Below are 14,483 nucleotides of genomic sequence, written 5' to 3'. Positions count from 1 at the left end.
AACTCTACGTTCTCATGTAAATGTAAGGTTCGACTCATTACTGATATCAACAAGTTTCACCGACTTGATCTCATACGGTTTGAATGTCAGTTCAATTGTGCCGTTTGAACAAGCCAACGGATGGATCTCATCCTCCAGAAGATTAATGATGGACGCTTTGATTTCCTTTTCAGCCCACTGAACCTGCACCGTTTCCCGACCTCCGGATGATTCGTAGAAACGTAGTACTGTTCCCGAACCGTCTTCCGCTGGCTTGATTGCATCCAGAATAACATGTTCACTGTGGAATTGAACCCAAGCATGTTCAGCTGGTAAGTGACCCGAAGACTGACTCGCTGCAACAACCTCCACCGGATGATTAAGCTCCATCGCCCGGCGAACGACGCCGGCTTGTCGCCAATCGCCCTGATGGGGCAGGATCGAATACGTGAATTCATGATCGCCCTGATCGGCATGTTCATCCGGCCATTTCGGAGCACGAAGCAGAGACAGGCGGATCGTCCGATCCTTGATGTCATACCCGTACTTGCAATCATTCAGCAAACTCACACCGCTGTTGCCCTCCGAGATATCCGCCCAACGATGTCCACAAACCTCGAACTGCGCCTGCTCCCAACTGGTGTTGTTATGAGTTGGACGCTCCAACGCTCCAAACGGAATTTCATAAGCCGCTTTGGCTGCCACCAGGTCCACCGGAAATGCCACCTTGAGCAGTTTATGGCTCTCATTCCAGTTCACTTTTGTACGGAAATCAACACGCCGCTGGTAACGATGCAAAATGATATCCTGACTGATCTCCGACTGATTCAGCTTCCATACAAAACGCAGTACATCTCGCGTAGCCCCGCGTTGTACAATCTCTCTGGAGATCAACTGCACCGCACCAGCTCGCTGGGATTCAAATCGTGGATCGATATCCCATGCATCCCAGTACGTCGGTTTGTCGTGGAAAAACTGCCACTCATTCGCCCGATCACCAGGCTTCAGCCAGTCACGTCCTACCGTTTTGTCATACCATCGAGTGATCTCTCCCAAGTCATTAAACTCAAGCGTGTAAAATTCAGTTTCCCACGTGGAAGGGAAGGATTTTTCTTCCCTTACTGGAAGGATAACATCCGATGCTTCGCGCAGCCATATGGTTGTATACCCAAAAGCAGGAATCGACGGAACATGCACGAGCAACGTATACTTGTCCTCCTTTTGTTCAAGATCACAGGCCAGACGGTTTCCTTGACGATCGAATGCAGCCACCTTGGTGAGGTCGGCATCCCCTGTAATGGTGATATTTTCTCCGCGTTTCCAGCCGAGGCTGTTGAATATAATATAGGGGAGACCATCGACTTCATCTGTTGCAATGTTTTCCGCAAGGGTATCCAGCGTTTCCCGCAGTGCGGATGTACCCAGTGCAAATACTTTCGTGTACTCCTCGGTGGACGTTACGTAAACTTCTGGAATCGACGTTCCCGGAATAATGTCATGGAATTGGTTGAGCATAATCAACTTCCAGCCTTCATCCAAATCATTCTTCGTGTGCGCGCCGTAAGCCCCGGCAAATTGCCCCCAGATTTCCGCTTCCCGGTATAATACCTCTGCCTTACGGTTGCTACGTTTGTTCCTCGCATGAGTTGTATACGTTCCGCGATGCAGTTCCAGATACAAGTCCCCGTGCCATTTTGGCAACGTCGGATTATTTAACGATATATCTTCAAAAAAAGCCCCTGCTGTGCTGAATTTGCTGATTGGCTGTCCCACCATCAAATGGGATCGCTCCGCAAACTCCACCATCTCATTCGTCACGCCGCCACCACCATCGCCATGTCCGTAAAGCAACATTTGCTCAGGGTGAACATCCTTTTGTTTAAATGATTGCCAATGTTCATCCACATCTTTGGGACGCGTATGTTCATTCACCCCATGATTCAGATATGCCAGCACGGAAGTACCATCAATGCCTACCCAGTCGAAGAGGTCATACGGAAACGCATTGGTATCATTCCAATTCAGCTTGGTGGTCATAAAATAAGGAATATCCGCGAGTTTCAGCATCTGCGGCAAGGAAGCACAGTAGCCAAAGGTATCCGGCAGCCACTCGATGTTGGAGCGTTTGCCAAACTCCGCCTGATAGAAGTTCTGTCCATACAGAATCTGCCGAACTAACGACTCGCCACTCGGAATATTCAGATCCGGCTCGACCCACATGCCTCCGACCAGCTCCCAGCGGCCTTCAGCAATACGGGCTTTAACTCGCTCGTACAGCTCCGGGTAATGATCCTTCACGAAGGCGTACAACTGCGGTTGGCTCTGGGAATACACAAAATCCGGGTACGTATCCATCAAGGTGCACATGGTCGAGAACGTGCGACTGGACTTGCGAACCGTCTCACGTACAGGCCACAGCCAGGCAATATCAATGTGGGATTGTCCAACCAGATGCATGAAGCCACTTCGATATTCCTCCGGGTCTTCCTGCTGTACTGACTGTGCTAATACATATTCGAAGTTCTGTATCCAGGTTGCATCATTCCAGCGTTCCGGGTCATTGTACATGTTATCCATCACCTGATGAATAGCCTGAACAAGTGCCATCCGCTTGGGCTCCTTCTCGTTATATGCCCGGAGCGACTCGGCGAGTACCGTAACGCTGTACATCAGGCTCTGCAGTGGCTGATTAACATGAACCAACGCTGCCCGAATGCCCTGAATAGGCGGCTGAATGACAGCTTGTCGGTTGAGTGGATCATGCGGCTCTGGAATCGGATCGTAGAGTTCAATCTCCAACTGCGGTGTATTTCCTACCCGACTTCTCGGAAGGGGTACGAACCCGTGGTTCCGGTCCAATCCGTGATAAGGTATGCCATTCACCTTAAGTAGCCCTTCTCCTCCAGCCTCGAAGATCAGCCCAACAGCTTGATCTTGCCATTCCGCCGGAATCTCCACACGATTACTCAGAAAATACGTCGTGCCGTGTACGCTTTTCAGCGGATTCAAGCTTTGCATGGCCTTGTCTGCCGGCTCATCTTTATTTACTTCTGCCTGTTCGTACTCGTATTCCCCTGGCCGAATGTATCTGGCCCTCTGCATCTCCCACGCTGGAAGCTCGATCGTATCCAGCCATTGTCGCTGTTTCAGATCTTCGATGAATCGCTGAATTCGAATCATACCTCCACCTCCACCTTCTGGATGTGCAGACTGCAGGCGGTCCAATCCATAGAATTGCGGCCAACCATGAGCCTGAATTCACCCGGTTCTACGACAGACTGGAGACGAGAGTCGATCAGTGCGAGGTGTTCTTTTTGCACAGGGAATGTAACGGTCTGGGTCTGTCCTGGCTTCAGATGAATTTTACGAAAACCCTTAAGTGACATTTCAGCCCGCGTAACCGAAGCCGACACATCCGTGATGTACAACTGCACAACCTCGCTTCCCGCAACCGCTCCGGTATTCGTGACTTCAACCATCACCTGAGCTTCATCGTCCGGGCCGATGATTTCTGGCATTACTCTTACATTCTCGTATTTGAATTCGGTGTAGCTCAGTCCATATCCAAACGGATACTGCGGCGCCAGATCCATCTCCAGATACCGTTTGCCACGAGTGCGTTTGGCATGATAGTAGACCGGAAGTTGCCCAACATGCTTGGGAATGGAGACGGTAAGGCGGCCAGATGGATTCACATCGCCAAACAGAATATCAGCAATCGCGTTACCACCTTCCTGTCCGGGGTACCACGCTTCCACAATGGCATGGACATGCTCATCAATCCAAGGTTCAGCAATGGAGCGGCCGTTAATATACACAACGATAACGGGTTTCCCCAGCTTATGTACCTCCTGCACCAGCTCCAATTGAACACCCATGAGATTCAAAGACGCCCGGTCAATGCCCTCACCGCACTCCATATCGTTCCATGGATCATCGGTTACCACAGACGCACCTGTCCGCAAGTCGATCGTACCTTCACCAAAATCGCGGGCGCTGGAACCACCCATCACCATCACGATGACATCAGCCTGTTCCGCACAGGCGAGCGCTTGTGCAAAGCCCTCCCTGGAATCGCCTTTAATCCGACAACCGGGTGCGTACAGCACCTGACCCGAATCCACACCAAGCTTGCGCGTAATGCCATCCAGTACCGTGACGATCTGTTCTCTCGGCTGTGGCGAGGTATAGTCCCCAAGCTGGTTATAGATATGGTTCGCGTTCGGACCAATGACAGCTAGCATCGTACCTGTTTTGGCAAGCGGAAGAGTATTTCCCTCATTTTTCAGTAAAACAATCCCCTCTTGTGCAACTTCCCTTGCCAGCTGAGTATGGCCTTCACATCCGATGACCTGTTCTGCAAAGTCAGGATCTACGAAAGGCTGTTCAAACAGACCAAGTCTGAATTTCATCTCCAGCACCCGCCGCACAGCCAAGTCCAGATCCTTCTCTTCGATCAATCCCTGCTCAAGCGCCTGACCAAGATGTTTGCGGTACATGTACCCGGACATCTCCATATCCACTCCTGCTTGAAGGGACTGTGCCACCGCCTGCTCCCCGTTCTCGGCGGTGTTATGTCCATGGACCAGCATCTGAATAGCACCAAAATCAGTAATGACAAATCCATCAAAACCCCACTGCTCCCGCAGAAGATCATTCAGCAGATACGTGCTGGACGTGCAGGGTACGCCATCAATCTCGTTATATGCGGTCATCACGGAGCAAGCCCCGGCTTCCACTGCCTTTTTGAACGGCAACAGATCTATTTCATGTAATTCACGTAAGCCCATATGAACTGGAGCAGCATTGCGCCCACCCTCCGAGCTGCCATAAGCCGCAAAATGCTTAAGTGTAGCGACAATCGTCTGGTTGGAATCAAGGCGGTCACCCTGCAGTCCCTTCATCGCTTCTACTGCAAATTCACCGATTAGGTATGGGTCTTCGGCAAAACATTCCTCTGTCCGTCCCCATCTCGGGTCACGTACCACATCAAGCACCGGGGAATACGTTGCCGCTCCCCCCTGGCTCCGGGTCTCCACAGCGATGGCTTCACACATCTTGCGGTATAACTCCATATTCCACGTGCTACCCACCATTAACGGTACCGGAAATACTGTCGCCCCGATCGCCATATGCCCGTGGGAACACTCTTCCCCGAACAAAATGGGAATGCCCAGCCGGGAATGCTCCATGGCATACTGTTGAATAACATTCGTGGCAACGGCTCCCTGCCGTGGGGTAAGCCCCGTTTCCAGCGTCACTTCAGTCCATGGATCGGCCCGGAGCACACCATACAGAGAACCGACACCGCCCTGTTCAATGTCCGCTTTGAACTCTTCCGTCACCTGTACTGTACCATCAGGTGCTTTATCATACGTCTTCCACCCCATCGGCTGAATGAGTTGTCCAATCTTCTCTGCCGTTGTCATCCGTCCGATCAGATCCTGAACCCGTTCCTGAATGGGAAGCGAAGCATCTTTATAGTCCATATGCACATTCTCCTTATGCGTTCGGAATTAGTTAGGCGCATGCACTCACATGGCTTTGCGGTAGTCACTTGGTGCCACACCCACCACGTTCTTGAAAGCCCGGTTGAAGGAATTATAGTTCGTGTAACCCACTTCCTCACTGATCTCCTGAATAGCCTTATCCGTCTCCTGCATGAGCAGCTTGGCTTTTTCAATGCGATGACTAATGAGCAGATCCACAAACTTCTCCCCAATCTCATCCTTGAAAAGCTTACTCAGATACTTCGGATTAATATCGAATAGATCACTAAGGTAGTTCAGTGACAGATCAGGATTGTTGTAATGCTCTTCGATGTATTTGCGAATCTCCAGAATATGTGATCTGTGTTTTCGGGAACAGTGCAGTGTCTGCATCTGCAACGCCAGTTCTCTGAACCCTTCCCAGCACAGCTCACGCAGATCGTCTAACGTCTCCCAGCCCTCCAGCCTTGGAAGAAGTGGGGTGAATATAGCGGCCCATGACTCCTGATACTCTCGTGGAAGTTCGGCGAATTCCCGATTGTAATGTTGAAATAACAATTGGATCGTATTCATAATCTCCTGACGGGACAGAACGGACTCACTGATTTGTTCAAACAGTCTCTCAAAATGCTTTTCCCACACATCGTCCGATAAACGCATCGCCTGCACCAGCAGTGAGATGGTCTTCAGAAACTCATACACATCATTGGTCGAATTCGGCACATCACTACACGGAATGATGCGATTTATGCCCAGTACAGCCTTGTACTCCAGCGCGTGCACAGCTTCTTTCAATGAAGCTCTCAACCCCCGAATATCAACAGCGACCCGACCAACACCAATGGTCACAGTGAAGTTCAGATACTGATCGATTCTGTCCAGATAACCAGCCAGCAATCGGTGCTCGGTCTCCTCGGCCTGTTCCATTGCCGGAATCCAGAGGATGGCGTACAAACGCTGATCGGAGATCCATTCAGCCCATACTTCCGTTCCTTCATGACGCGCACTCTCCTGCAGGATACTGGATAACACAAATTTCAAGAGGGATTGGTCCTGATCATGATACTCCGTCACAAATGCATCATACCGATCCATTTCAACTACCATGACGGCCCAATGATGCTCCAGCTCAGGCAGTTTGAACTTCTTCATCTCCGCTGTCAGCTCCGTGCTCGTAAAGTCTCGTGTGCCCTCCAGCAACTCCTGAAAGAACATTTTTTTCTGCAAAATCAGATTCTCTTCGTGCTCCTCCTGATATTGTCTCGTCTGATCAATCATGCGTTCCAGCGTTGTATGGATGAATCGAAACTCATTCTCCTTGCCATAGTTGAGCCCCGATTGCTTCTGCGAAGAGACGGTCTGAATTAACGTGACAATCTGCTGAATCGGCTTGTAGTTTCTGCGGGTAACATAGATCACCCACACCACACCAATCAACACAACCACTACAGCAAAGGCAAACCAGATATTATAAAATTGCAGCGTCCATTTGACGATTTTTCCATTGTTAAGACCTGTCTGCACCTTCCAACCACTATAACTCGACGTAAATTCGGAGAAGACTTCTCCCGACGTGGTTTTAGTAGAAGCTGCAACCCCTCCTGGCATGCTGCTATCCCACAGATTGCCGCCCGAACGGTTGAAGATGTTCACAAACGTAAATTCCGGATCATACATCTGCATAATGGATTTCCTCAGGGTACTTAGGTCCACGTTTGTCACCACAAGTCCTTTGCCGTTTCCTACAGTTCGCACAATCGTAATCACCTGCTCCGTCGCTTGCGAAGGAAAAGCTCGGAACGCTCGTGCCCCTGCCCACTTCTGTTCATCCCTTGACCGGCTATCTGCAATAAAGTCTGCATCCGGGAACTCTTCAATCGGAACAGCCTTCCCGTTACTGAAGACCGTGCCATCCCCGTATCGAACGAGATAAATTGAATCAATCAGCGGATACTCTATTTTCAATTCATCAACCACCTGGACCGCCTGAATGCCGGCATACACATCATCGCTGCCAGATACCGAGAAATAATTCTTCAAGTTAGGGTTGGTCAAAATCTCACGCAGTACCTTGAAGTCGATGGAACGCAGGGAGTTGTCCAGATATTGCGTGACCTGAGAGGCCAGAAATTCATTGGCCTTGAGCGCTTCTCTGCGGTTCTGTTCATTGAATACTTGAAAGAAAATAAAGAATAGAATGGTCGTCACAATAAAGAAAACAGGCAGATACGATAACAGCAAACGTCTAAACCAATTGTTGTTCATCTCCGAGATCCCCCCACCGTTACTGTTCATGCTGAATGACGACAAACATCTGTGCTGATCGCTAATTTCCCATAAATATTCAGTACATTATATCGGATGACGTGGGGTTGTCATAGGAGAAGACCGTCCCGGTCACGGGTGACAGACGGGACAGCCTCTATATTGAATCCTTCAATTATTGATTCTTCTCAATGGCACGCTGGTAGATCTCAAGGTAATTACTCAGTCCGAGACCATCAAAGCCTTTGACATACGAATCCCATTCCTTATCAATGCTCTTGCTGCCAATAATGAACTGTGCCATATTCGTCTGCACATAATCCTTGATGGCCGTAGTCAGTTGTGCAGCTGATTCCGTATCCTCTGGACGAATAAATACGTTCGAAGGGTATACTTCTTTGGGTGCATAAGGTTCATACACATTGGTAGCTTGAGCCAGACGTGTACCATAACCCTCTGCTTCTAAAGGATTCTGTCCTTCCGCAAACAGATTACGGAAAGTGTTGGACAAGTCATGTGCTCCGATCTGTGACCAACTCTCGTTCACAACAACGTTTGGATCACGCTCAGGCAGGTTGTAGTAGCTGTATTTGGCCGGCTCACCATTGATGTTTTTCTCATCGGCATCTGCCTTCTTCCAGCCTTTTCCTTCAGTTGGTCCATACTCCGCGTACAGCGCACCTTCTTCACTGAACATGTAGTCTACGATTTTGATGGCGGCAATCTGCTGTGCTTCTGTCGCTTTGTTCGTAATGGCAAACTCAAACTCACCTACGCTCTGCGTGGCGCCTGTCGTCTGCACTCCATCTGGTCCTTTCAATGGAGGAACGATCTCCCAGTGCTGGTGACGGGTGATGTCTTTGTCATAAGTATTCACGAGATAACTGACCAGCGCCGTTGTAATGGAGCCGACCACTTCATCGCCTTCCTTGTTCCCCAGCTGTCCAATTGCCTGATCATTCTGTGTAAAGGAAGCCGGATCAATCAGGCCATCTGCATAGAGCTTGTTCATGTACTCCAGCCCTTTCTTCCAGCCTTCCTGATTGGCGGCAAAACTCACCTTGCCATCGTTCACGATCAGATATTTGTCGTTGTCATTGTATATAAAGCTATTCATCAGGTAGGCATCAATGTTGCCATTCCATACATACTTGTTCGGTGCGCCTGTAAGTGGAATCTCGTCCGCTTTCCCGTTACCGTTTGGATCTTGTGTCTTAAACGCCTTCAGAACGGTATACAGTTCATCAGTTGTGGTTGGCATTTTCAGGCCCAAATTATCAAGCCACTCCGTGTTGATCCAGTATTTCTGTGCATACGTACAGTGGTAACATTCATTGAAGATCGGCAGCGCATAGATGTTGCCATCCGGTGCCGTAATAGCTTCTTTGAAGTATGGCTTCTCTTCCATAATCTTGGACAGATTCGGACCATACTCCTGAATCAGATCTTGTAGCGGAAGGAACACGCCCTGTTTTCCATAGGTTTGAAGATCTGAGGTGGTGAACTTGCCGTGAAGAAACACTTCGGGATAATCACCACTAGCCAGCAGTAATTGTCTGCGATCCTGTAAAGCGTCCGTTGGGGCCAGATCCCATTTTAGGGTAACGTCGAACTTGTCTTCGATAAATTGGGTGAATTCATTCTCTTCCATGGACGCTTTGCCTTGCGGAGCAAAGAGGGTCATGGTTACAGGACCGCCGCTCTCCCCGCTACCGTCGCTACTTCCACCCGATTCCTCGGATGAACTGCATGCGGACAACAAAGCCATCGAAGCAAAGACCAGAAACAACATCGAAATCCAAGATTTTCTCAATCTGACTCCTCCTTTTTGTTCATAACGGCAAATTATTGACTTGTACTGCACGTTTATAAAATCGACCCCGGAAGCCGGCGTGTTCCTTCCACCTCCTTTCAAGAGGCAACCAGGCTTAACTCACAAGGATTAACCTTTGAGGGAACCAACCATGACCCCTTTAACAAAATGCTTCTGTACAAATGGATACATGATCAGAATTGGAATACTCGCCACAACGATCAGTGCATATTTCAACACCTGCTCGAACCCTTGGTCCCGCATCTGTTGGCTGGTATTGGCGAGCATCGCCGGATCAGCCGCGTTCAGGATAAGCAGATTGCGAAGCACGTATTGTAGAGGGAACAATTTCTCGGAACGCAGGTAGATCAATGCATCAAAGTACGCATTCCAGTGGCCTACGGCATACATAAGTGTCATGACCGCCAGAATGGGCTTTGATAAGGGAAGAACTACGCTGATCAGATACCGGATATCCCGGCAACCGTCCATTTCCGCGGCCTCCCCGAGTTCTTCCGGAATGGAAGATTGGAAGAAAGTTCTTGCCACGATGACCTGGAATACTGCGAGCGCCCCGGGCAGCCACATCGCCCAACGTGTATCGAGCAGGTGCAAATCCTTCATCAAGAGGTAGGTGGGAATCAGACCACCATCAAAGAACATCGTGATCATCATGAAAATAATGATGGCACCTCGTCCATAGAACGATTTTCGTGACAAAGGATACGCCAGCATGACGGTCAGCACCACGTTAATGAACGTGCCCACCACGGTGTAGATGATCGTGTTATAAAAACCGAGCATAAGCTGTTGGCTTTTGAAAATGGAGATGTACGCCTTGATGTTAAAGTCTACCGGGAACAGCCACACCTGACCGGATGTCACGGCTCGTGAAGAGCTGAACGAAGAACTGATGATATACAAAAGCGGATAAAACACTGTTAGCAGTATGGCGAACAGAAAGATATAGTTGAATGTCATGAAAATGCGGTCACCGAGTGGGTCCTTGATCCGGTTACGATTAATCAGGTTGAACATGGATAAACTCCTCCTTTACCACAAGCTGTTCTGGGATACTTTGCGCGATATGCCGTTGACGATAACCAGCAGGATCAGGTTGATAATGGAGTTGAAGAACCCTACTGCCGAGGAGAAGCTGAAATTCGCCCCGATCAGACCCACCTTGTACACATACGTGGAGATGACCTCCGAAGCGCTTGTGTTGAGTGGATTCTGCATCAGGTATATTTTCTCAAAGCCCACGCCCATAATGCTGCCCAGACTCAGAATCAGCATGATAACGGTGACTGGAACGAGCGACGGGAGGTCGATGTGCCATATTTTCCGAAGCCTTGATGCGCCGTCCATCTTTGCTGCTTCATAGAGAGATGGATCAACACCAGCAAGAGCTGCGATATATATAATTGATGAATATCCCATGCCCTGCCACACACCTGACCAGACATAGATCGATTTGAAGTATTCCGGAATACCCATGAAGTTCGTCATCGGGAAGCCGAGCAGTGTGAACAGCTTGTCTACTACGCCCACATGCGGGGAGAGCATCAGAATGATAATGGATACCATAACAACCGTTGAGATAAAATGCGGAGCGTAAGTGACCATCTGCACAGTCTTTTTGAAGTAACCCGTTCGAATCTCATTCAGCGCCAGCGCCAGAAGGATCGGAATGGGGAAACCGGCAATTAAGGAATAAAAGCTGATGCCTATCGTGTTTTTGATTAACAGCCAGAAGTTTGGAGATTGGAAGAAGGCTTCAAAGTGTTTGAATCCGACCCACGGGCTTCCCCAGATTCCTTTGACTACACTGAAGTCCTTGAAGGCGATCTGGACACCCACCATAGGAATGTACTTGAAGATTAACAGATACAATACCGGGGGCAACACGAGCAGGTAGAGTTCCCAGTGTTTCTTGAGGCTTTTGATGAATGGATGCTGCCGCTTGGGCTCCACATGTTTCCTCTGTTGGAGTTCCATCTTGGCGGGTATGCTTTCCGTAGCTCGACTCATTTGCGTCACTCCTTCTACACCTCAAGTGTAATAATACATTACATTTACATCCCTTAAACATCCTTTTTTCTGTTCCTAGTTCCTTGTTTAACAAACATGATGTAAACATTCATATCAGGTAGCGCTTTCTTGATTTGATAGTACATCGCCCGATAAACTTTTATCAATTTGCAATTTTCTCCGACTTCTCTTTATTCCACAAACCCTTGTGTGACAAGCGATTGCGAGCCGTTTCTATTGGGAATTGTGTCCCTTATGTATGAATAAAAAAATTCCGGAGGTGGTTATATCTCCCCCGGAATTGACATGGCATTCTTACATGCAAGTTCAAAAAGTTAACGATTCAGCACCGAGAAGGTTGCGAGAGCCTGAAGGAGGAGGAGCGGAGTGTAGGCAAACCTACATGAGCACCGGACTCCGAAGGTGAACGCAAGATTCGATGTCGAGTTCGCTTCGTGGTTTACTTCGTGATCAATTGGGGACTTTTTGAACAACCTCTATGCGCTTGTGACCAATCTGAACGTATGTGTGATCGGAGCTTCACTCGTTGCAGCGGATTGTGGTAGATCCACAAGAAGCCCGTCTTCTGTCTGCTGATACGAAAGTACGTCATCGCTACCGATGAGTTCGATCCGCTCTACCTTTTCCAGATAAGGAATGACCAACTGTGGGTGTACGGTATCATTCTCGTTTCGGTACAAACGGAAGGCATATACGGTGTTGATCTCTTCCTTCTGAGTGAAGGCCCAATCTTTCGTAAAATATGGCCCGCAGATCCGGGTTCCATAGATGCCTTCTCCATGAGTACCCAACCATTCACCGAGGCCCTTGATGCCTCGAATTGCCCCTTTTGGCAGACGCCCATCGGGTTGTGGACCTACATTCAGCGCCAGGTTACCGCCCTTGGACACAACTTCAAGTAGAATATGTGCCAGCTGTCTTCCCGTTTTATACTGATCATCGAATCCGAAGGCAAAGGAGTTCCCCACCGTAATACAGCTCTCCCATGGAATGTTCATCGGATGTTCCGGTATGGTCTGCTCGGGGGTAACGATATTCTCATACGGCCCACCCACGGTGCGATCTGCGGACAGAAGCCAAGGTTGTGTGGTCTGACGCGCCCGTTCCACGACTTCTCCCAGCCTGATATCCTGACCATGGCGACCTTCGCGCACCCATCCAGCATCCAGCCACAGACATTCGATTCGCCCGTAATTCGTCAGCAGCTCCATGATCTGCTCATGTGTGAACTCCACGAATTTCTCCCACAGCCAGGGATACTTATGGGGATCATACGACGGGCCGCGCCACATATGACGTCCACGCTCCATGCCCGGTGCCCAGTAATACGGGGTATGCCAGTCCGCTTTGGAGAAATACGCTGAGATGCCCAGTCCTTTGGCCCGAAATGCATCAAATAATGCTCGACAGATGTCCGCATACTTATGGGTATGAAAAGGCGTGTCCTTGCCCGTTATCCGGTAATCCGTCGTCTTGGTATCCCACATACAGAAACCGTCATGGTGCTTGGTGGTGAACAGGAAATATTTGAACCCGTTATCTGCCGCCATTTGTGCCCATTCCTCAGGCTGGAAGCGAATCGGATTGAAGGTTTTGTTCAGATCAAAATATTCCCGCTTGAAGTCTTCCATGTCATCCGTCCAGTCGATGTCATCGCGCGACCAATCGCCGTCCTCATCGCTCAGCGCCCAGGATTCCACGAGGCCAAGCTGGGAATACGGCCCCCAGTGCATCATCAACCCCAGCTTCTGATCCTTGAACCACTCCAACCGCTCATTCAGTAGCGGGTCCTCCGGTTTGATCCACTCGTCCTCTTTGCTAAAATTGTGCACGCCGGCTTCGACAATCTGCTCTTCCTGCTCCAGTACGGTTTCTTTGGTTTCGCTCATCCTGTTTCATCTCCTCTGGATTGGATAAAAGATAAACCATGCATGTTACGCCTGGTCACTCCGAGTGCAGTACCATCTTTCGATCGCTGTTATCCCTAGATTTCTCTTATTTCACTGTATAATTGTTAGAAATCCAGTGATAAAGGCGAGCGCTTCGCTTCTTCAGATTGGTTCTGCACTCTCCGTTTTGGCGTAAACGCTAGTTTAACTATTAAGGGGCGTAGTAACTTTGTTATTTCGAGTGCGGTGCCATCTTCAATCACTATGGAACCCCTTATTTCCCCCGATTTCCTATAGGGAAATCCAAGGGTAGAGAAAGTGCACTCCGTTGTTTTGGATTGGTTTTGCGTTCTCCTTTTTGGTGTAAACGATGCGCTTAACCTATAAAGGGTTAGTCTGTCCGTCGTTGCGATTGCGGTGCCCTCTCCAATCACTATGGACCCCTTATTTCCCTCGTTTCTATAGGGAATACAAGATCAGAGAGAGTGCGATTCGTTGTTTTGGATTGGTTCTGCACTCTCTGTTATAGCGTAAACGGTAAGTCTCTAAAGGATGTGTCTTCAACTTCAGTTCAGGGAAGATATACGATGATGGATGTCTGCGTTTAAAACGTCTTAAAATCCAAGCCCGTTTATCCTGGTGAATAGGTAGAGAATTTTCTAAGGAACACAGGGCGTCTTATTTAGCCTTTTGTTCCTCTTTTTAAATTGTAAGGAACATCAGACACGTTATTTCCCGAAATTAGGTGGTAAAAACGCTGTAAACTGCTGTTTATTCTGATATAGCGTGTGTCAGGTTCCTTAGATTTCTGCTAGCGCTCCGAATCCTTAAATAAGATGTCTGAGATTCGTTAGCGCTCGCTCCATGCTCTGCTCCAACCGCAAGCGGAGAGGACGAATCATACCTGCTCGGAGCGGAGCTTTTCATTGAAAAGGAGCGAAGTGCTCATAACTTTTAATGAAACGGAGCAGTAAAGTATCAACGAAATACAATCCT

General features: G+C 49.0%; 7 protein-coding genes. All 7 read right to left on the bottom strand.

Annotated features, from left to right (window positions below):
- Nucleotides 1-12 precede the first annotated feature (12 nt).
- A complete protein-coding gene (locus MKY01_RS01205; protein WP_339285059.1) occupies nt 13-3,159 on the bottom strand; it encodes an alpha-mannosidase in 3,147 nt (1,048 codons plus the stop codon).
- Complete coding sequence (locus MKY01_RS01200; RefSeq protein WP_339285057.1) at nt 3,156-5,468, bottom strand: glycoside hydrolase family 3 N-terminal domain-containing protein; 2,313 nt, start codon at nt 5,466-5,468, stop codon at nt 3,156-3,158. Before MKY01_RS01200 ends, MKY01_RS01205 begins: the two co-directional genes overlap by 4 nt.
- A gap of 45 nt (nt 5,469-5,513) precedes the next feature.
- The gene (locus MKY01_RS01195) at nt 5,514-7,733 is read right to left on the bottom strand and encodes a helix-turn-helix domain-containing protein (protein ID WP_339285056.1); all 2,220 of its coding nucleotides are present in this window, start codon (nt 7,731-7,733) and stop codon (nt 5,514-5,516) included.
- A 175-nt stretch (nt 7,734-7,908) separates the two neighbouring features.
- Nucleotides 7,909-9,546, bottom strand: a complete 1,638-nt coding sequence (locus tag MKY01_RS01190) for an ABC transporter substrate-binding protein (protein ID WP_339285054.1) — start codon at nt 9,544-9,546, stop codon at nt 7,909-7,911.
- 129 nt (nt 9,547-9,675) lie between these two features.
- A complete protein-coding gene (locus MKY01_RS01185) occupies nt 9,676-10,584 on the bottom strand; it encodes a carbohydrate ABC transporter permease (RefSeq protein ID WP_017691189.1) in 909 nt (302 codons plus the stop codon).
- A gap of 15 nt (nt 10,585-10,599) precedes the next feature.
- On the bottom strand, nt 10,600-11,544 hold the full coding sequence (locus tag MKY01_RS01180; RefSeq protein WP_223868815.1) for an ABC transporter permease subunit: 945 nt from the start codon (nt 11,542-11,544) through the stop codon (nt 10,600-10,602).
- A 530-nt stretch (nt 11,545-12,074) separates the two neighbouring features.
- On the bottom strand, nt 12,075-13,487 hold the full coding sequence (locus MKY01_RS01175; RefSeq protein WP_339285052.1) for an alpha-L-fucosidase: 1,413 nt from the start codon (nt 13,485-13,487) through the stop codon (nt 12,075-12,077).
- Nucleotides 13,488-14,483 lie beyond the last annotated feature (996 nt).

The sequence above is a fragment of the Paenibacillus sp. FSL R5-0486 genome, assembly GCF_037975155.1.
In the GTDB taxonomy this organism is placed as follows: Bacteria; Bacillota; Bacilli; order Paenibacillales; family Paenibacillaceae; genus Paenibacillus; species Paenibacillus amylolyticus.
Note: the sequence above shows the minus strand (reverse complement) of the source record. Positions and strands in the feature narration are given on the sequence as shown.